This is a genomic window from Amycolatopsis ponsaeliensis (assembly GCF_030182635.1).
Taxonomy (GTDB): Bacteria; Actinomycetota; Actinomycetes; order Mycobacteriales; family Pseudonocardiaceae; genus Amycolatopsis; species Amycolatopsis ponsaeliensis.
On the sequence record NZ_JAPZLD010000010.1, the window covers coordinates 242,234 to 262,043 of the forward strand.

Sequence of the window (19,810 nt, forward strand, 5' to 3'; positions counted from 1 at the left end):
CCGGCGGCCAGACAGTCGAGGAAGGTCGCGCGGCGAGGAGTCTTCGGAGCTTCACGAGCGGAGCGGCGGCGGTGACGGGCAGCGCGGCCCCGGCCGCGAGCCACCACAAGGTGCCGCGGCCGTGGGAGTGGGGGTCGGCGCCGCGGAGGACCCGCCGTGCCGGCGTCCGCGGGTTCCGCCACGCACAACGGCTTCACGCTCTCCGCGTCCGACGCGACGGGCTTGGCCGCGGCCGGCGAAACGATCACGGTCACCGGCGGCGGGTACAAACCTGCCGGGCGGCACTTCGGCGATCGCCGCGAACAGCATGTTCGCCACGCGGATTCGTGTCCCGCCGCGACCACCTGTCGGCGAACGACGGCACGGCGGACGTCGGTCGCGCCCCCTCTCGACCCGTTGACCCGCTTGGGTTTTCCGGCGATTTCGAGTCGAACAACTGAGCGACTGAGTCGCCTTGTCCTATATGGACATCACGCCGTATCGCGGTGAATTCGCAGGTCAGCGGCCGCTCAGTTCGTTTCCGTGCCGGGGGAGCGGGTTCGGCCGGACGAGACTTCTTCGGCGACACAACGGAGTTCTCGACCACCCCCTGTTTGGATTTTCGGCCGTCCTGGTAATACTCTGTGTGACGTCGGCCGCGATGGGCCTGACTGCTAGTTCCACTATGGAGGACTGGAATGACGAACAAGGCCCAGCTGATCGAGGCGCTGTCGGAGCGCCTGGGCGACGACAAGAAGGTGGCTGCGCAGGCCGTTGACGGTCTCGTGGACATCATCATCCGGACGGTCAACAAGGGCGAAAAGGTCAACATCACCGGCTTCGGTGTGTTCGAGAAGCGTGCCCGCGCGGCGCGTACCGCTCGCAACCCGCGTACCGGTGAGGCCGTGAAGGTCAAGAAGACCAACGTGCCCGCCTTCCGCGCCGGCACGACCTTCAAGGACGTCATCGGCGGTTCGAAGAAGCTGCCGAAGGCGACCCCGGTCAAGCGCGCCACCGCGACCCGGGCGACCGCCACGAAGACCGCCGCCGCGGCCGCTCCGGCCAAGGCGACCACGACCCGCACCACGCGTGCGGCCGCGGCCAAGCCGGCCACCACCGCCACGCGGGCGACGACCACGCGGACCCGCGCCACCGCGGCGAAGCCGGCCGCCAAGGCCACGGCCACCCGGGCGACCGCCGCCAAGGCGGCCCCGAAGGCCGCCGCTGCCAAGGCTCCCGCCAAGGCCACCGCGGCGAAGGCCGCCACCACCACGCGGGCGAAGGCTGCCGCCAAGCCGGCCGCCGCCAAGACCGCGGCGGCGAAGAAGCCGGCCGCTGCCAAGGCTCCGGCCAAGCGCACCTCGGCTGCCAAGAAGAAGTAACTCGCTTCACCGGAAGGGCCCCGCACCGGGTTGGTGCGGGGCCCTTCGGCGTTCCCGGCCGGAAGCCGGGACACCCGGTGCGGCCGCCACTCGGGCGAGCGCCTCCCCAGCAGCGCCCGCAGGCGTCCGCCCGGTCGTCGGTGCCGGCAGGCATCGTCCTGCGCGAACCCCTGTGTCAGGGGGCGAGCAGGACGGTGGTGCCGTTGTCGTACAGGGTCTTGCCGGCCGCTGACCCGTCGAGGTCAGGCGGCGGCCGGGCCGTCGCTCAGGACAAGGCGATCGATCCTCTCCGCTTCGGCCGCGGTTTTCGGACCGGGCGCACGCTTCCCTCGGAACCTGCTTAGTCCTTGCTCCGGGAAGTCTGCGGTGGTTCGCGCTTCAGCGGGCCAGGCATGTCCGGGATCCTGCGAATCGCGTCCCCGGTCATCCCGTAGTGGCCGAGGAACGCCTGCCGCAGGGTCTCCGCCGACCGGAAGCCGCACCGGCGGGCGATCGCGGCGAGCGAAAGTTCACTGCCCCGCACCAGGTGCGCGGCGGCTTCGGTCCGCGCGTCGCGCACCGCGCGGGCCGGGGTGACGCCCAGCTGGCGCGTGAAGAGCCGGGTGAGGTGCCGCGTGCTGATCCCGGCGCGGGCGGCCAGTGCCGGCGGGCTGAGGTCGTCGGCGAGGCGGGCGCTGATGTGGCCCAGCAGATCGCGGACGACGCGGTCACCGGGTGGCGGGGCCAGGAAAGTGCTGATCTGGGCCTGATCCGCCGGGCGGTGCAGGTAGGCGACCAGTTCGCGGGCCACCTCGCGGGCCAGGGTGGGGCCGTGGTCGTCCTCGATCAGGGCCAGGGTGAGGTCGAGCGCGCTCGTCACGCCCGCGGAGGTGTAGATGTTGCCGTCGCGGATGTAGAGCGGGGCGAGGTCCACGGTGACGGCCGGGAACGCCGACGCCATCAGCTCGCCGTAGCCCCAGTGCGTGGTGGCGCGGCGGCCGTCGAGCAGTCCCGCCGCCGCCAGCACGAACGCGCCGGTGCACACCGAGGCGATCCGCCGGCTCCGGGAAGCCAGCCGCCGCACCTGGGTCAGCAACGCGTCGTCGGCCATGGCCGCTTCCGTGCCGTTGCCGCCGACGATCAGCAGGGTGTCGATCCGGCCGGTGACGGAGGCCAGCCGCCGGGCTCCGGTGAGGCCGATGCCGGACGAGCTGCGCACCGGTTTCCCGCTCACCGTGGCGAGCTCGACGGTGTACGGCGGGCCGGCGCCGTGGCTGTTCGCGATCTCGAGCGACGCGCTGGGGCAGGCGACGTCCAGGATCTGCGCGTCGTCGTAGGCGACGACCAGTACTCGCCGGGTCGTGGTGGTCACCTGCGAATTGTGCCGCGTCACGGGGGGATCGAAGTGCGGAATGGCCGGCCGGCTTCGCGTGAGGTGACGCGCGTCCGGCGGGTCAGCGACCCGCGTGACCGGGCGGAAATGGCCTCTGCCGGCGGCGAGGACGAACTGTCCTCGCCGCCGACGGGCCTCGATCTCCCCAGTGATCTACCCATCGCCGTCACTTACGGGCGGCGGCGACCTTCTTGCGCGGGGCGCGCTTGCGCGGCGCCGCCGGGGCTTCGGTCTCGGCCACCTGGGCCTGCTCGAAGGCCGCGATCACCTCGGACGAAAGGCGCCCGCGCTCGGAGACCTCGTAGCCGTTCGCGTTCGCCCAGGCGCGGATCTGCTGGTTGCGCTCGCGGTCGCTCGTGCTCGTCGTGGTCGACTGGCCCGTCGCGACGCGCACCTTGCGGCCGCCGATGCGCCGGCCGGCCGCGATGAAGCGGGCGAGCTCGTCGCGCAGCGCGGCGGCGTTGTCGTCCGAAAGGTCGATTTCGTAGGTGACGCCGTCGAGGCCGAACTGAACGGTCTGGGCGGCGGTGGAGCCGTCGATGTCGTCCAGGATCTCGACGAGGACTTTCTGGGCCACGGGAATGCTCCTCAAGCTGGATGTGCGTCCGGGGAACGTGACGTGTGACAAGTTGCACAATGGCCGACGTTCTTGGGTGGAGTGTATCCACCCGGCGATCGGTACGGCAATTTCCCGGGGCCTTCCCGCGATTCCGTGGTCCTGATAGGACGTGCCGTGCCGGTTCCACTGTGGAGGCCCGGCGCGGTGATTCCGCCTTCCCCGGACGGTGTTCCGGGCGGCGCCGGGCCCAGCTCGCCGGGGGTGGGGTGGAGTCGCCGCCGCTCCTCGCCGGGTCTTCGGGCAATTCCGGCTATCCGCCGGTGCGGCAATTCCGGAAGCCTGAATGCCGGAGAGAGAAGGCGCGGACGGCTGTGGGGCCCGCCGATACATCCTGGCGGGGCTCAGGTGCGTGACGGCGTTCCTGGGGCCCCGGTTCAGCCCACCCGGCCCGGTGGTCCGCAGAGGCGGTGTCGTGAATTCTCCCGCTGGTGCGGCCGCGGTGTGGTGGGAGTGGCCGGGACCGGTTCCGCGTTCCCCGGCCCGGCAAGGCACTTCGACGCGTACGGGCGTTGAACGCTGTTTGCCCGTCGGCCCCGGGAACGCCGAAGGGCCCCGCACCAGCCTGGTGCGGGGCCCTTCGACGGATGAAGCGAGTTACTTCTTCTTGGCAGCCGACGTGCGCTTGGCCGGAGCCTTGGCGGCGGCGGGCTTCTTCGCCGCGGCGGTCTTCGTGGCGGCCGGCTTGGCGGCGGCCTTCGCCCGCGTGGTGGTGGCCTTGGCCGCGGTCGCCTTGGCGGGAGCCTTGGCCGCGGTCTTCGGGGCCGCCTTGGTGGCGGTGGCCTTGGCGGCCGGCTTCGCCGCGGTGGCGCGGGTCCGCGTGGCCGTCGCGCGAGCGGTGGCCGGCTTGGCCGCGGCCGCACGGGTCGAAGTGGCCCGCGTGCTGGTGGTCTTGGCCGGGGCGGACGCCTTGGCGGTGGCCGCACGGGTGGTCGTGCTGGCGGCGGTGGCGCGCTTGACCGGGGTCGCCTTCGGGAGCTTCTTGGAGCCGGAGATGACGTCCTTGAAGGTGGTGCCGGCGCGGAAGGCGGGCACGTTGGTCTTCTTCACGCGCACGGCTTCGCCGGTGCGCGGGTTGCGGGCGGTGCGCGCGGCACGGGCCCGCTTCTCGAACACACCGAAGCCGGTGATGTTGACCTTTTCGCCCTTGTTGACCGTCCGGATGATGATGTCGACCAGACCGTCAACGGCCTGCGAAGCCACCTTCTTGTCGCCCAGACGCTCCGACAGCGCCTCGATCAGCTGGGCCTTGTTCGTCATTCCAGTCCTCCATAGTGGAACATCTAGTCACGGCCCATCTCGGCCGACACTGCACACGGTATTACCAATACCGCACAAAATCCAACCGAGGGCCGAAATATTTCCTTGCGAGGGCGCTGGTTCCGCCTCTCGAAGAGTCTTCGTGAGACACGCACAGGAATGGGAACGGGACGTCGACCATGGCCCTGAGCAGGCAAAACCCTAGGGCAGTGCCGTCCACAGTGGTCGTCCATATAGGACCGGAGGCCCTTCGGAACCTTTTTTCCGCGACACGCCGGGAGAGGGCCTCCCGGCGTGTGGCCGGAGCCACTCGGAGCCCGATCCCGCGTGGCGGCGGGGGTTCCCGGACCCGTCGCGGAGGGCCGGGGCGCCGCTTCGCCGTGGCGCCAAGGCAGTAACGCCCCGCCCGCCTCCGGCGACCTCTCCGGGGTGCGGCGAGGTCCGTTGCGGCGCAACCGGTGGCGCCCGCGCCGGAAGTACGCTGAGGCGAAAAGGATCTTCCCCGTAGGGTGAACTCACTCGTTCGGCCCAGCCGTGGCCGCACGGGGCGTGTCCGGTACCCCGTGCTCCCAACGCCGTGTTGGGCGCGGGACTGTCGGTCCGGCGAGCTAGTCTGCCGCCGGAGGAAGCGCCGGGCGGACAGGGAGAACCGTGGACCAGGACACGCTCACCACCGTGGTCGGCCGGGTGGCCGGCACCGAGGACTCGACGCCGCTGCAGTTCCACGTGGCCATCGATCCCGAGGCCTACCTGCAGCTCGACGACGTCGTCGTCACCCGCCGGGAACTCCCCGGCCTGGGCGAAGTCACGTCCTTCGGCGTCGTGACGCAGGTGAGTGCGCGGCACGAGGGCGCCAGCTTCGGCAGCGACGTCTTCCTGATCTCCGACGGCGTCCTGCCCGCGCAGGTGCAGGAGATCGCCGAGATCGCGACCACCCGCGTCGAGCCCGAGTGCTACGTGCCGCCGCGGCCGGGAGCCGTCGTCCAGCGCGCCGTGGGGGAGGATCGCGCGCAGGCGCTGTACTTCGACAACATGACCCGCCAGGTGGCGGTCGGGCTGGGGCGGGACGGCGAACCCGTCTTCCTCAACATGGACTTCCTCGACGGCACCCGCGGTGCGCACGTCAGCATCAGCGGCGTCTCCGGCGTGGCCACGAAGACGTCGTTCGCGTTGTTCCTGCTGCACTCGATCTTCCGCGGCGGCGCCCTGCCCAACGCCCACAACGCCAAGGCCCTGGTGTTCTCGGTCAAGGGCGAGGACCTGCTGTTCCTCGACACCCCCAACATCCACCTCGACGAGAAGCTCAAGGCCGAGTACGCCAAGCTCGGCCTGCCCGCGGAGCCCTTCGCCTCCGTCGGCTTCTACGCGCCGCCGACGCCGTCGGACACCACGGGGAAGCCTTACGTCACCGGGCGGACCTCGGGGGTCGGGGCGTTCTGGTGGACCATCGCGGAGTTCTGCGCGAAGGACCTGCTGCCCTACGTCTTCGCCGACGCCGAGGACGAGCGCAACCAGTACACGATGGTCATCCACCAGGTCGCGAACCGGCTGCGCCTCGACAGCACGCCCGCGGGCAAGGACGGCGCCGCCAACGTCGACGGCGTGCTCTGCCGCACCTACGCCGAGCTCATCGACGTCATCTGCGAACGTGTCACCGACGAGGAAACCCGGGCGAGCTGGGCGGGTGCGGTCACCGGTGCGGGCACGGTCAACGCGTTCATCCGGCGCCTGCGCTCCAGCCAGCGCGCGCTCAACGGCCTGATCCGCGGCGACCTCACCGACCACCCCGCGCGTCAGCTGTCGACGGAAAACCAGCAGGTGACCGTCGTGGACATCCACAACCTCGTCGAGCGCGCGCAGCGGTTCGTCGTCGGTGTCACGCTCTCCGCGGAGACCGCGCGCAAGGAAGCCGCCGGCCCGGGCGGGCTCCTGTTCACCATGCTGGACGAGCTGAACAAGTACGCGCCGCGCGAAGGCAGCAGCCCCATCAAGGAGGTGCTGCTGGACATCGCCGAGCGCGGCCGTTCCCTCGGCGTCATCCTGATCGGCGCGCAGCAGACCGCCAGCGAGGTCGAGCGCCGGATCGTCAGCAACAGCTCGGTGCGCATCGTCGGCCGCCTCGACGCCGCGGAGGCTTCGCGCCCCGAGTACGGCTTCCTCCCGGCCAGCCAGCGGGTCCGCGCGACGCTCGCCACGCCCGGCACGATGTTCGTGAGCCAGCCGGAGATCCCGGTGCCGATCGCCGTCGGCTTCCCGTTCCCGGCCTGGGCCACGCGGCTTTCCGAAGCCGGGAAGGTGCCGACGACCACGGTGTCGTCGAAGAAGTCCGATCCTTTCGCCGGTTTGCCGTCGGGGAGCGGCGACCCGTTCGGCGACGACCCGCCGCCGTTCTGAGCCCGCTGCCCGTCACCTGAACGGAAGGACGCCGCGTGAAGTTCCTGCACACCTCCGACTGGCACGTCGGCAAGACGCTCAAGGGCCGCAACCGCCTGGACGAGCAGCGCGCCGTGCTCGGCGAGATCGTCCGGATCGCGCGGGAGCAGGCCTTCGACGCGATCCTCGTCGCGGGCGACCTCTACGAGACGTCGGCGCCGTCGGCCGCCGCGCAGGAGCTCGTGGTCCAGGCGCTGATGGCGTTGCGCGACACCGGCGCCGAGGTCATCGCCATCGCCGGGAACCACGACCACGCGGCGACGTTCGAGGCGTACCGGCCACTCCTGCGGAAAGCGGGCATCCACCTCACCGGGAACCCGCGGCCGGTGGCGGACGGCGGAGTCGTGTCGTTCGACGCGCGTTCGACCGGCGAGCGCGTCAACGTGGCCGTGCTGCCCTTCCTTTCCCAGCGCTACGCGGTCCGCGCCGCCGAGCTGCTCGCCGGGACCCCGGCGGACAACGTCGGCGAGTACGACCAGCGCGTGCGCGACATCCTGGAGCACCTCAAGTCCGGTTTCTCGGCCGGTGCGGTGAACCTCGTCATGGCGCACCTGACGGTGACCGGCGGGACGATGGGCGGCGGCGAGCGCGCCGCGCAGTCGATCTTCGAGTACCACGTGCCCGCGACGGCCTTCGGCGCCGACCCGCACTACGTCGCCCTCGGCCACCTGCACCGGCGCCAGTCCCTGCCCGCCGCCTGCCCGGTGCACTACAGCGGCTCACCGTTCGCCGTGGACTTCGGCGAGCAGGACAACAAGAGCGTGGTCCTGGCCGTGGAGGTCACGCCGACGACGCCGGCGAAGATCACGGAAATCCCGATGACGGCGGGACGGCGGCTGCGGACCGTCCACGGCACGGTGGTGGAACTCGTCGGCCGCGCGGCGGAGTTCGGCGAGGACTACCTTCGCGTGTACGTCCGCGAAGCGACCAGGGCCGGGCTGCGCGAAGAGATCCAGGAAGCCCTGCCCAACGCCCTGGAAATCCGCATCGACCCGGAGTTCGCCGCACCGGTGACGACGGCGGGCGGCGACCGCGCGATCGCGGACCGTTCGCCGGGGGAGCTGTTCGCGTCCTACTGCGAAGAACGGACTGTCGAGGACAAGCGCGTCCAGTCGCTCTTCGCGCGGCTGCACGACGAAGAGACGAGCGGGGTGTGACATGCGGCCTGTGCTGCTGGAGATGACCGGCTTCGCGTCGTTCCGCGACAAGACCGAAGTCAGCTTCGAGGACACGGACTACTTCGCGCTCGTCGGGCCGACCGGCGCCGGCAAGAGCACGGTCATCGACGCACTCACCTTCGCCCTCTACGGCTCCGTCGCGCGCTGGGACCACGAAGGGCTCGTCGCGCCCGCGCTCGCCCCGACGGCGAACCGGGCCACCGTGCGGCTGGTGTTCGACGCCGGCGGCGTGCGCTACCACGTCGTGCGGGAAGTCCGGCGCAGCGGCGGGAAGAAACCCACGGTCAGCGTGAAGAACGTCCGCCTGGAACGGCTCGCCGACCCCACCGCGCTGGGCGGCGCGGAGGACGACGCCGACCCGGTCGCCGCGGACTCCGAGGTCACCCCGGCCGTCGAGCGGCTGCTCGGGTTGACGTTCAAGCACTTCTGCACCTGCGTGGCGCTGCCCCAGGGCGCCTTCGCGGAGTTCCTGCACGCCAAGGCCGCCGACCGGCAGAAGATCCTCATCAAGCTGCTGGGCCTGGAGGTCTACGAACGCATCGGCCGCCGCGCCGGCGTCACGGCGGAGCAGCAGAAGCAGCGCGCCGCCGTCCTCGCCGAACAGCTCGGCAGCTACGCCGACGCGACCGAAGAGGCCGTCGAAGAGCTTTCCGGGCGGATGACGGCACTCGCGGACCTCGACGCGCGGGTGAGCGCGGCCCTGCCGGGTTTGTCCGACGCCACCCGTGTCCACGACGAAGCCCGTCAGCTCGTCGCGTCGCTGACGAAAGAGCTGGGCGTCCTCGACGCGCTCGAGCGTCCGGACGGCGTCGAAGACCTCGAAACCCGGCGTCAGGCCGCGGTGGACGCGGCCACCACGGCGCGAACCGGGCTGGAGCAGGCCGAAACGGCGGACGAAGCCGCGCGGGCCGCCCTCGCCGCCGCGCCCGCCCGCGGCGAGCTGGAACGGATCCGCGCCGCTCGCACCGAACTCGCCGAGGTCGAGCAGGCCCTCCCGCGCCGCGAAGAAGCGGCGACCGCGGCGGCGACGGCGAAAACGGCTGCCGCCACGGCGGTCACCGAGGCCGTGTCCGCGGTCGATGCGGCCCGGGAAACCCGGGACGCGACCGCACGCGCCGCCGAGAACGCCGCTGCCGAAGCGGCGCGTGCCCGCCAGCAGCGCGATCGGCTGGCCGGGCTGCGGCCGCCGGCCGAGCTGGGAGACCTGTCGAAAGAGGCGGCGCGGGTGGCGAAGCGCACGGCGGACGCCGACGCCCGGCTGCGGGGCGCCGAGACCGCCGACGCCGAAGCGCGCGCGGAACTGGCCGCGCAGCCGGACGTCGCGCCGCTCGCCGCGGCCCGGTCCGACGCGAGGACGCTCTACGCGGTCTGCGAAGCCCAGCGGAAGGCGGCGCCCGAGCAGGCCGCTCGCCGGAAAGAACTCGAAGCGGCGCGAACCGCCTTCGCCCGCGCCGACACCGAAGTCACCGCGGCGAAGACGGCGGTGACCGAAGCCGAGCGGGCCGGGCAGGCGCTGAGCCTGCGTGCCGGGCTCGCCGTCGGGCACCCGTGCCCGGTCTGCGAGCAGGAAGTCGCGACGCTGCCCGATGCGGGCGGCCACGCCCACCTGGCCGAGGCGGGGGAACGGCTCGCCGCCGCCGAATCCGGCCGCGCCGCCGCCGAGTCCGCGCTGCGCAAGCTGGAACGGGCCGCGGACCGCGACGCCGACTCGGCCGTGTCCGCGGCCGCGCAGGCGGAAGAACTGCGTGTCGTGCTCGCGGGTGTCGACGGCCCGCCGGAGTCGCCGGTGCTGCTGCGCCCGGTCGAGGCTGCTTTTTCCGAGCAGGACTACGCGGATCTCGTCGCGGCGGTGCGCGCGCGGGGTGAGTGGCTGTCGGCGACGATCGACGGCCGCACCCGTGTCGCCGAAGTCGCGCACGCCGCCGACAAGGAACTGGCGGCGGCTCGCGCCGAGCGCGCGGCGGCGCAGAACGAGGCCGACGTCGTCGAAAAGTCGTTCGCGGCGGCGCGGGAGGCGTTGCGCGCGGCGCGGGATCCGCTGGTGGAGCTGGGTGCGCCGGCCATCGACAGCGACGACGTCCCGGCGGGCTGGCAGCGGCTCACCGCCTGGGCGGCAGCGATGCTCGAGGATCGGCGGACGGCGCTGGCCGCGCTCGAAGCGGCCGCCGAAGCCGCGGGCAAGGAAGCCGTCGTCGCGGCGGACGACCTCGCCTCCGCCGAGCGGAACGCCGAGCAGCGGCGGAAGCGGGCTTCCGAGGCGGCGCTCGCCGAACAGTCCGCGAGCACCGAGTGGGCGAACACCCGGCGCCGGCACGGCGAACTGATCGAGACCCTGGACGGCGCGCCGTCCGCCGAGGTGGTCGCCGGGCAACTCGCGAAGGTCGCCGAACTCGAACAAGCCGCGAAGACGGCTGACGCGGAATTGCGGACCGCCCGTGCGGCCGCGAAACAAGCCGCGGAAGCCCAGGCTCGGATCGCCGACCAGGTCGACGCCGAACGCCAGCGGCTGTCCCGGGCGCGCGACCCGTTGGTCGGCCTCGGCGCTCCGCCGATCGACGGCGAGAGTCTCCTCGGTGCTTGGGCCGCGCTCACGGACTGGGCGGCCGGGCAGGCGAACCGGCACCGCGACCGGCTGGCCGCCGCCACGACCGCCGAGGGCGAAGCCGCCGAAGCGTTGCGGGTGGCCGAACGCGCGGTCGTCGACGAAGTCACCGCGCTCGGGGTTTCCCTGGACGAAACCGGCGCGGTGCGCGACCGCGTCCCGGTGGCCGTCGCCGCGGCCCGGGCGCGCGCCGAGGGCGACCACACGGAGATGAAGCGGCGCGTGGCCCGCGTGGCGGGCCTGCACGGCGACATCGCGGCCGCGGAGTCCGAAGCGCAGGTCGCGCGGCTGCTCGCGGATCTCCTGCGCTCGGACAAGTTCCCGCGCTGGCTGATCGCCGGGGCGCTCGACACGCTCGTCGCCGAGGCGTCCGCGTCGCTGCTGGAGCTGTCCGGCGGCCAGTTCGAGCTGACCCACGACAAGGGCGACTTCCTGGTGGTGGACCACAACGAGGCCGACGCCCGCCGCCCGGTCAAGACGCTGTCCGGCGGAGAGACGTTCCAGGCGTCGCTTTCGCTGGCCCTCGCGCTGTCTTCCCAGCTCGGGGCGATGGCGGCGGACGGCGCGACCAAGCTCGAGTCGATCTTCCTCGACGAGGGCTTCGGGACGCTGGACGAGGCCACCCTCGACGTCGTGGCGTCCACTTTGGAGAACTTGTCGGCCACCGGCTCCCGGATGGTCGGGGTGATCACGCACGTGCCGGCGCTCGCCGAGCGCGTGCCGGTGCGGTTCCAGGTCACCCGCGACGGCTCCGGCTCGCACATCAGCAGGGAGGGCGCATGACGGCGGTGGCCGGGATGAACTTCAGCATCGACTCCTGGGACCCGGGCTACGGCAGCTCGATGGAGGCCGAGGAGCTGGCGCGGTCGGGCGCCGAGGTCGAGCTCGAGGTCGAGGTGCCCACGGAAGAATGGGCGCCGATCGACCCGTCACCGGTGTCGCCGCCCGAGGCGGTGCTGTTCGTCGACGGCGTCCGCCGGATCGACGCCCGCGTCTGGATCGACGACCCGGCCGGGATGAACTCGGCGTCCATCGGGCTCTGCGCGTCGTACGCGGCCGGGGTGGTGTGCTGCTGTGCGGGCCGGGCCCACGTCGTCGCGACCGACGTCCGGCGCGGGGTGTTCACGGTGGCTTCGGAGGCCGGTGACATCCCCACCTCGGCGGGGGTCTACCAGGCGTTCCGCTCCGCGGCCAAGGAGGACAAGCCGCTGGCGGTCGTGCTGTCGTCGGCGTTGCAGGAGCAGCTGGCCGAGGCCGAGCTGGACACGGCGGGCGAGGCGCGCCGGGCGATCGCCGGCCACGTCCGCAGTGACCTGCTCGTGGTGGACGGGCCGTTGAGCGGCCGCACGCACCTGCCGCGGGCGGTGGGGTTCATCAAGAGCCACCAGACGACGTACCTGCCGGGCGAGCTCAACGCGATGGTCGGCCGGCTGGGCCCGCACCAGCGCACGCCGGTGTTCCTGATGGGCACGACGTGGGTCCGGCATTCCTGGTACCTGCGGCTGCCGTCGGTGGGCGGGCCCCCGTGGTCGGGCGTGGTGCGGGTGGAGGCGGCGCCCCATCTCGGGCGTGCGGAGGTGGCCGAGCTGGCGAACCTGACGCAGTCGGTGCTGGGCCGGTTCGCGTCGGTGGAATACAAGGACTCGCGGGCGCCGCAGAACCTCTATCCGATCGCGGGGCTGGAGCGTGACCTGCGGCATCGGCTGGGGGACCAGCAGTTCGTGTACCGGGCGCTGAGGCGGGCCGCGGCCCGCTGAGGTTCACTTAGACCGGCCCGGAGGGCGTGGACCGCCCGCCGGGCCGGAATCCGCCCTCTGGGGGTGGGCGGCCCCGGGACGGCGGGCCTGGGGACCCGCGCCCGCCCCGGGGTATCCTTTGTGGAGGGTCAGCTCGGCGAGCCGTCCCCCGTCTGCGGTGCACCCGCCGGCTTCACCGTGACCTGCGGCTTCGCCGGCTTGGCCGCCTTCGACGGCGACGTCGGCTTCGGCTTGGCCGTGCTGATCGGCGGCGTGCCCGTGACGGTGAAGGAACCGGTGGCCGTCCGGCCGTCGGTGCACGGAAACGCGGCCAGGTACTTGCCGGGCTGCTGGACCGCCGTCGTGTACCCGGCGTGCCGGCCCCAGTTCCCACCCTCGGTCCACCGCAGCGGTGCGGTGAAGCCCCTGGAGGTGACCGGTCCGCTCGGCGTGCAGCCCACCTCCCACTCCGCGAACACGACCGCCTGGATCTGCCCGCCCGGCTCGACCTGCTGGGTCAGCGACCACACCACGGCTTGGTCCGCGTCGGCCGGTGCCGCCAGTGCGAGTGTCGCCGCCCCCGCGGCCATTAGTCCGATCAGTGTTTTCTTCAGCATGACCGATCCCCTCTCCCTCATCTCCTCTCCACGCTTGAGCCGCGAAAACGGTTGAGCCCCGGAAATGTTCAAGTACGTGAACGACTATCGAGTCTATGTTTCATGGTCACGTATGCGTTAGCTTGTCCGCCGTTGATCCCGTTCGGTGTCAAGGGAGACTCGATGCGCAACGGCCGGCTCGTTCTTGCCGCGGTACTGGGGTTGTCACTGGCGGCGCCGGTCACGGCGTCGGCGGACGCGCAGCCCTGGCGCGACGCCCGCCAGTCACCCGACCGCCGGGCCGCGGAGCTCGTCGCCGCGATGACGCTCGACGAGAAGATCTCCCAGCTGCACCTGCAGCCCGACGCCGAGCACCAGCGGTTCGTGCCGCCGATCCCGCGCCTGGGCGTACCCGGCTTCCGGATCGCCAACGGCCCGGCAGGCATGGGCCCCGCCGACGACAAACCGCAGAAACCGGCGACCGCGCTGCCGGCCACGATGGCGCTGGCGTCGACCTTCGACACCGATCTCGCGCGCCGCTACGGCCGCCTCATCGGCGACGAAACCCGCGCCCTCGCGCACAACGTGTCCGAAGGCCCCGACATCAACATCGCCCGCGTCCCGCGCAACGGCCGCACGTTCGAGGGGATGGGGGAGGACCCCGTGCTCGTCGGGGACCTCGGCGCCGCCGACATCCGCGGCATCCAGGAGAACGGGACCATCGCCGAGGTCAAGCACTACGCGGCGAACAACCAGGAGACCCAGCGCCAGAGCATCGACGAGCACATCGACGAGCGCACCCTCAACGAGCTCTACCTGCCGCACTTCGAGCAGGCCGTCACCGAAGGCCGCGCGGGCTCGGTGATGTGCGCCTACCCGAAGATCAACGGCGTCTTCACGTGCGAGAACCCGGCGCTGCTGCAGGACAAGCTGCGCGACGACTGGGGGTTCAAGGGGTTCGTCCAGTCCGACTGGGGTGCCGCGCACAGCACCGTCGGGTCGGCGAACGCCGGCATGAACCTCGAAATGATCGACGGCACCTGGTACGGCGAGAAGCTGAAGCAGGCCGTGCTCGCCGGGCAGGTGAGCGAACAGCGCGTCGGCGAGCTGCTGCTGCCGCGGTTCCGCACCATGTTCGCGTTCGGGCAGTTCGACCACCCGCCGGTGCTCACCCCGCTGCCGGCCGCGCAGCACGACGCCGCCGCGAAGCAGTTCGCCGAACGCGGCATGGTGCTGCTGCGCAACGAGCACGCTCAGCTGCCGCTCGACGACCGTGCGGTGAAGTCGATCGCCCTGATCGGGCCGTTCGCGACGAAGGCCAAGACCGGCGGCGGCGGCAGTTCAGCCGTCATCCCGACGTCCACAGTGGACCCGTTGCCCGGGCTCCGGCAGCGGGTTCCGGGCGCCGCGGTGACCCTCGACGACGGCAGCGACCCGGCCCGCGCGGCTGCGCTGGCGGGGACTTCCGACGTCGCCGTGGTGATGGTCGGCGACAACGAGGCCGAGGGCAAGGATCGGTCGACCCTGGCCCTCGACGGCAACCAGGACGCCCTGGTGGCGGCGGTCGCGGCGGCGAACCCGCACACGGTGGTCGTGGTGAAGAGCGGCGGCCCGGTGCTGATGCCGTGGGCGTCGTCGGTGCCGGCGATCCTGCAGGCGTGGTACCCGGGCCAGCAGGACGGCGCCGCGGTGGCGGGCGTGCTGTTCGGGGACGTCAACCCGTCGGCGAAGCTGCCGATCACGTTCCCCGCGGCGGACGCCGACACCCCGGCGAACACCGCGGCGCAGTTCCCGGGCGTGAACGGCGTCGCCGAGTACTCGGAAGGGCTGCAGGTCGGCTACCGGTGGTTCGACGCGCAGGGCCGCACGCCGCTGTTCCCGTTCGGGTACGGCCTGTCGTACACGACGTTCGCGTTCTCCGGCCTCTCGGTGCACAACACCGGCCACGGCGCGACGGCGACGTTCACGGTCCGGAACACGGGCAAGCGGGTGGGCGCCGAGGTGGCGCAGCTGTACCTGGGCTTCCCGGCGGCCGCGGGCGAACCGCCGCGGCAGCTGAAGGGGTTCTCGCGGGTGGAGCTGGCGCCGGGGCAGGCCCGCCGGGTGACGATCGAGCTGGACGCGCGCGACTTTTCGGTGTGGGACACCGGCAGCCACGCTTGGCAGCCGGTGAAGGGCGGGTTCACGGTGCAGGTGGGCGACTCGTCGCGCTCGCTGCCGCTGCAGGCGCCCCTCACGCGCCGCTGAGGCCGGTCTGCCGCGGCTGGTCGTGAGTGGGAAACAGGGTTAGAACACTGTTTCCCACTCACGACCGGCGTCGGTCAGATCTTGCAGCCCGGGGCGCTCGCCGCCGCGGTGAGCAGCTCCGGCGACTTCGCCAGCGGCTCGACCGGGTCGTACGTGCCGTCGACGTCCTGCTGAGCCTGCTGCACCGCCTTCATCGCCGGATCCTGCGACGCCACGTCGCCCGGCTGCGCGCGGTCCAGCGCCGTCTTCGCGTCGCGGGCGCGGTCGCGGGCCGTCGCGTACTTCCCGGCGAATGCCTTCCGGACCGTCTCGGCCAGCGGAACCGGGGCCGGCGGCAGCGCCGCCAGCCTGTCGACGGCTTCGCCCGCGCGGTCCGCGATGCCGCCCAGCTGCTCGCTCAACCCCTTCTGCGCTTCCGCGACCGACTTCGGCACGGACGTCCCCGGCGCCGCTTCTTCGTTGGTGCGCGTCCGGTAGCCGTGGACGGCGGCGCAGAAGCCGTCCATCCAAGCGAGCGTCGCCGGGTCGACGGCCGATGCCGTGGTGAGCGGGGCCGTCACCGTCACGGTCGGTGGCGCGGACGGGCGCGGCTGCGAGCACGCGGTCAGCAGCAGGCAGGCGCCGAGCAGTCCCGTGACGATCTTCATGGCTTCCCCTCGCGACGCTTTGCGGATACACGCGTGAGGCGGCCCGGTGGTTGCCTCAGGCCGCGGTGAGCGTCTCGCCCAGCGCGAGCCTGCCGTCGTCGGTCAGCTCCGCCCGCGTCCACTGCCCGACGGCCACGACCGGCCCCCGGGCCGGCCGGATCAGCCCCGCCCGCACCAGCTCGTGCGACGTCGCCTGGTCGCAGCACGCCAGCCCGTCGACCCGCAGGTCCGGCTCGCAGCTGCAGGTCAGTTCGGCCCGCCCCGCGCCGACGGCCCTGAGCATCGCCAGCGCTCGTCTGTTCACCATGTCCGTTCCCCCTCCGTGGTGCTGTCCTGAAGGAGACGTGACCGCCGTCACCGAATACGCAGCTTTCGCGAGGTTCCCCCGAACGGTGCACCATGACCCCATGACGGATTCGATCGGCGACCCGGCGGTGCGCGCATTCATCGACGCGCTGAACGCGGGCGACCGCACAGCGTTCCGGGCGGCGCTCACCCCGGATGCGACGATGTCGGACGACGGCACGGACCGCGACCTGACGGCATGGACCGAGAAGGAGATCTTCTCCAGCCAGGGCCACCTCGAGGTGGAGACGGCCGAGGACGACGGTCGCGGCTTTGTCGCGAACTACTCGAACTCCACTTGGGGCGCGATGCGGACCCGGTGGGCGTTCACGGTTCGCGACGGCAAGGTGGCGCGCTTCGAAACGGGCCAGGCCTGAAACCATTGTGACTCCTGGGGCGGGAGTTACAGGCGTTCCTGCAACGCATCCGCCGCCGCGAGCAGGTCCGCCGCCCAGCGGGCGCCCGGTTTGCGGCCGATGCGCTCGATCGGGCCCGACACCGACACGGCCGCCACGACCGTGCCCGCCGAATCGCGCACCGGCGCGGAAATGCTCGCCACACCCGGCTCGCGCTCGGCCACGCTCTGCGCCCAGCCGCGGCGGCGCACCTCCAGCAGCGTCCGCTCGCCGAAGACCGCGTCCGCCAGGATCGTGCGCTGCGTGTGCGGATCCGCCCACGCCGCCAGCACCTTCGCGCCCGAGCCCGCCGTCATCGGCAGCCGCGAGCCCACCGGAACCGTGTCGCGCAGGCCACTCGGCGGTTCCGCCGTCGCGACGCACACGCGCTGCACGCCGTCGCGGCGGTAGAGCTGCACGCTTTCGCCCGTGACGTCCCGCAGCTTCGGCAGCACCACGCCGGCCGCGTCGAGCAGCGGGTCCGTCGAACCACCCGCCAGTTCGGCCAGCGCCGTACCGGGACGCCAGCGGCCGTCGGGTCCCCGGCGCAGCAGCCGGTGCACCTCGAGCCCGACCGCGAGCCGGTGCGCGGTGGCCCGGGGCAGGCCCGTCCGCGTGCACAGTTCCGCCAGGCCGCAGGGGTCGTCCGCGACCGCCTGCAGAACGGCCACTGCTTTGTCCAGTACTCCGATACCGCTATGCTGTCCCACGAACCGATACTAGCGTCCCGCACTTTGGGAAGTCCAGTATCTGGGAAACCCTGAACTCGAGCTGCGCCCCTCCTTCGCGGCTCGCATTCGCCCCCGCGGTGCGCGCCCGAGTTCCGACGTCGAACCGTGGAAGGAGCCGGAGATGACCAGCTCGACCGGCAAGGCCCGCACACTCGCGGAGAAGGTGTGGGAAAGCCACCTCGTGCGCCGAGGGGAAGGCGCCGAACCGGACCTGCTCTACATCGACCTCCACCTGCTGCACGAAGTGACCAGCCCGCAGGCCTTCGACGGCCTCCGCCTGGCCGGGCGGCCGCTGCGCCGCCCCGACCTCACCATCGCGACCGAGGACCACAACGTCCCGACCGTCGACATCGAGCTCCCCATCGCCGATCCGGTCTCGCGCACGCAGGTCGACACCCTTCGCCGCAACTGCAAGGAGTTCGGGGTCCGGCTGCACCCGATGGGGGACGCCGAGCAGGGCATCGTGCACGTCATCGGCCCGCAGCTCGGCCTGACCCAGCCCGGGATGACCGTGGTCTGCGGCGACAGCCACACCTCCACCCACGGCGCGTTCGGCGGCATCGCCTTCGGCATCGGCACGTCCGAGGTCGAGCACGTCATGGCCACCCAGACGCTGCCGCTGCAGCGGTTCAAGACGATGGCGATCACGGTCGACGGCGAGCTGCGCCCCGGCGTCACGGCGAAGGACATCATCCTCGCGGTGATCGCCAAGATCGGCACCGGCGGCGGGCAGGGCTACATCCTCGAGTACCGCGGCAAGGCCATCGAGGCCCTGTCGATGGAAGCCCGGATGACCGTCTGCAACATGTCGATCGAGGCCGGCGCCCGTGCCGGGATGATCGCCCCGGACGAGACGACGTTCGCCTACCTCAAGGGCCGTCCGCACGCGCCGAAGGGCGCCGACTGGGACACGGCCGTCGAAAACTGGCGGCAGCTGCGCACCGACGACGGCGCGGAGTTCGACGCCGAGGTGCACCTCGACGCGAGCGCGCTGACGCCGTTCGTGACCTGGGGCACCAACCCCGGCCAGGGCCTCCCGCTGGGCGCCGACGTGCCCGACCCGGAGCAGATCCCGGACGAGAACGACCGCATCGCCGCTGAAAAGGCCCTGTCCTATATGGACCTGAAGCCCGGGACGCCGCTGCGGGAGATCTCGGTCGACACCGTCTTCCTCGGCTCCTGCACCAACGGCCGGATCGAGGACCTGCGGGCCGCGGCCGAGGTACTGCGCGGGCGGAAAGTGGCGGACTCGGTCCGCATGCTGGTGGTTCCCGGCTCCATGCGCGTCCGCAAGGCCGCCGAGGAGGAGGGCCTCGACGAGGTCTTCACCGCCGCGGGCGCCGAGTGGCGCCAGGCAGGCTGCTCGATGTGCCTGGGCATGAACCCGGACCAGCTGAAACCGGGCGAGCGCAGCGCGTCGACGTCGAACCGCAACTTCGAGGGCCGGCAGGGCAAGGGCGGCCGGACGCACCTGGTCTCGCCGCTGGTCGCCGCCGCGACGGCCGTGCGCGGCACGCTGTCGTCGCCGGAAGACCTGCTGACCGCCGCCCGCTGACCCACCCGAGGAGCTCCCACCATGGAACCGTTCACCCAGCACACCGGCATCGGCGTCCCGCTGCGCCGGTCCAACGTGGACACCGACCAGATCATCCCGGCGGTCTACCTCAAGCGGGTGACCCGGACCGGCTTCGAGGACGGCCTGTTCGCCGCCTGGCGCGGTGACCAGGACTTCATCCTCAACACCGAGCCGTTCAAGAGCGGCAGCGTGCTGGTCGCGGGCCCGGACTTCGGCACCGGCTCGTCCCGCGAGCACGCCGTCTGGGCGCTGAAGGACTACGGCTTCCGGGCCGTCATCTCCGCCCGGTTCGCCGACATCTTCCGCGGCAACTCCGGCAAGGGCGGCCTGGTGGCCGCGCAGTGCGAGCAGCACGACGTCGAACTGCTCTGGAAGCTGCTCGAAAACGAGCCCGGCACCGAGGTCACGGTCGACCTCGAGACCAAGACCGTGCGCGCCAAGGACTTCACCGCGCCCTTCCAGATCGACGACTACGTCCGCTGGCGGCTGCTCGAAGGCCTCGACGACATCGCTCTGACGTTGCGCCATGCCGGTGAGATCGACGGTTACGAGGCGGCCCGCCCGTCCTGGAAGCCGACGACCACGCCGGTCGCCGCGAGCTAGTCTTCGACGGAGGCGGAATCCCTTTTGTACAAAGGGATTCCGCCTTTTTCGTACCTCATCGAACGGACCTCCTGCGGTTCCCTCGAGGGCCGCTCCGGGAGGCGGAACCCGC

16 protein-coding genes are annotated in these 19,810 nt (G+C 72.0%); 9 read left to right on the forward strand and 7 right to left on the reverse strand.

Annotated elements, in window-relative coordinates; all coding sequences use genetic code 11:
• Positions 1-677: 677 nt before the first annotated feature.
• The gene (locus QQ657_RS17720; protein ID WP_284743253.1) at positions 678-1,361 is read left to right on the forward strand and encodes an HU family DNA-binding protein; all 684 of its coding nucleotides are present in this window, start codon (positions 678-680) and stop codon (positions 1,359-1,361) included.
• A 340-nt stretch (positions 1,362-1,701) separates the two neighbouring features.
• Here QQ657_RS17720 and QQ657_RS17725 read toward each other — a convergent pair whose 3' ends face one another.
• From QQ657_RS17725 to QQ657_RS17735, 3 genes are all read right to left on the reverse strand, one after another.
• A complete protein-coding gene (locus QQ657_RS17725; protein ID WP_284743254.1) occupies positions 1,702-2,712 on the reverse strand; it encodes a GlxA family transcriptional regulator in 1,011 nt (336 codons plus the stop codon).
• A 187-nt stretch (positions 2,713-2,899) separates the two neighbouring features.
• The gene (locus QQ657_RS17730; RefSeq protein WP_284743255.1) at positions 2,900-3,310 is read right to left on the reverse strand and encodes a histone-like nucleoid-structuring protein Lsr2; all 411 of its coding nucleotides are present in this window, start codon (positions 3,308-3,310) and stop codon (positions 2,900-2,902) included.
• A 636-nt stretch (positions 3,311-3,946) separates the two neighbouring features.
• On the reverse strand, positions 3,947-4,609 hold the full coding sequence (locus tag QQ657_RS17735) for an HU family DNA-binding protein (RefSeq protein WP_284743256.1): 663 nt from the start codon (positions 4,607-4,609) through the stop codon (positions 3,947-3,949).
• 651 nt (positions 4,610-5,260) lie between these two features.
• Here QQ657_RS17735 and QQ657_RS17740 point away from each other — a divergent pair.
• The 4 genes from QQ657_RS17740 to QQ657_RS17755 are packed head-to-tail and all read left to right on the forward strand — an operon-like array spanning position 5,261 to position 12,579.
• Positions 5,261-7,003 carry an ATP-binding protein gene (locus QQ657_RS17740; protein ID WP_284743257.1) on the forward strand — a complete coding sequence of 581 codons (1,743 nt, stop codon included), beginning with the start codon at positions 5,261-5,263 and terminating at the stop codon, positions 7,001-7,003.
• Between the two features lie 35 nt (positions 7,004-7,038).
• Positions 7,039-8,199: an exonuclease SbcCD subunit D gene (locus QQ657_RS17745; RefSeq protein WP_284743258.1), complete on the forward strand. Its 1,161-nt coding sequence runs from the start codon at positions 7,039-7,041 to the stop codon at positions 8,197-8,199.
• A gap of 1 nt (position 8,200) precedes the next feature.
• A complete protein-coding gene (locus tag QQ657_RS17750) occupies positions 8,201-11,605 on the forward strand; it encodes an AAA family ATPase (RefSeq protein ID WP_284743259.1) in 3,405 nt (1,134 codons plus the stop codon).
• The gene (locus QQ657_RS17755; protein WP_284743260.1) at positions 11,602-12,579 is read left to right on the forward strand and encodes a hypothetical protein; all 978 of its coding nucleotides are present in this window, start codon (positions 11,602-11,604) and stop codon (positions 12,577-12,579) included. Before QQ657_RS17750 ends, QQ657_RS17755 begins: the two co-directional genes overlap by 4 nt.
• A gap of 128 nt (positions 12,580-12,707) precedes the next feature.
• On the opposite strand, the gene QQ657_RS17760 is transcribed toward QQ657_RS17755, so the two are convergent.
• Entirely contained in the window at positions 12,708-13,175 is a 468-nt protein-coding gene (locus tag QQ657_RS17760) for a hypothetical protein (RefSeq protein ID WP_284743261.1), read from the reverse strand.
• 162 nt (positions 13,176-13,337) lie between these two features.
• Here QQ657_RS17760 and QQ657_RS17765 point away from each other — a divergent pair, with 162 nt between their 5' ends.
• Positions 13,338-15,401, forward strand: a complete 2,064-nt coding sequence (locus QQ657_RS17765) for a glycoside hydrolase family 3 C-terminal domain-containing protein (protein ID WP_284743262.1) — start codon at positions 13,338-13,340, stop codon at positions 15,399-15,401.
• 74 nt (positions 15,402-15,475) lie between these two features.
• On the opposite strand, the gene QQ657_RS17770 is transcribed toward QQ657_RS17765, so the two are convergent.
• Both QQ657_RS17770 and QQ657_RS17775 read right to left on the reverse strand, forming a co-directional pair.
• Entirely contained in the window at positions 15,476-16,048 is a 573-nt protein-coding gene (locus QQ657_RS17770) for a hypothetical protein (RefSeq protein WP_284743263.1), read from the reverse strand.
• Between the two features lie 55 nt (positions 16,049-16,103).
• Complete coding sequence (locus tag QQ657_RS17775) at positions 16,104-16,355, reverse strand: hypothetical protein (protein WP_284743264.1); 252 nt, start codon at positions 16,353-16,355, stop codon at positions 16,104-16,106.
• A gap of 37 nt (positions 16,356-16,392) precedes the next feature.
• On the opposite strand from QQ657_RS17775, the gene QQ657_RS17780 reads away from it, so the two are divergent.
• Positions 16,393-16,770 carry a nuclear transport factor 2-like protein gene (locus tag QQ657_RS17780; protein WP_284743265.1) on the forward strand — a complete coding sequence of 126 codons (378 nt, stop codon included), beginning with the start codon at positions 16,393-16,395 and terminating at the stop codon, positions 16,768-16,770.
• Between the two features lie 26 nt (positions 16,771-16,796).
• On the opposite strand, the gene QQ657_RS17785 is transcribed toward QQ657_RS17780, so the two are convergent.
• Positions 16,797-17,498 carry an IclR family transcriptional regulator gene (locus QQ657_RS17785; protein ID WP_051183801.1) on the reverse strand — a complete coding sequence of 234 codons (702 nt, stop codon included), beginning with the start codon at positions 17,496-17,498 and terminating at the stop codon, positions 16,797-16,799.
• A gap of 142 nt (positions 17,499-17,640) precedes the next feature.
• Between QQ657_RS17785 and leuC the strand changes: the two genes are divergently transcribed.
• Together leuC and leuD are read left to right on the forward strand one after the other, a co-directional pair.
• Positions 17,641-19,074 (forward strand): 3-isopropylmalate dehydratase large subunit, encoded by a 1,434-nt coding sequence (gene leuC, locus QQ657_RS17790; RefSeq protein ID WP_284743266.1) that lies wholly within the window; start codon positions 17,641-17,643, stop codon positions 19,072-19,074.
• Between the two features lie 21 nt (positions 19,075-19,095).
• Positions 19,096-19,698, forward strand: coding sequence for a 3-isopropylmalate dehydratase small subunit (leuD, locus tag QQ657_RS17795; RefSeq protein WP_284743267.1), 603 nt, complete (start codon positions 19,096-19,098; stop codon positions 19,696-19,698).
• Positions 19,699-19,810 lie beyond the last annotated feature (112 nt).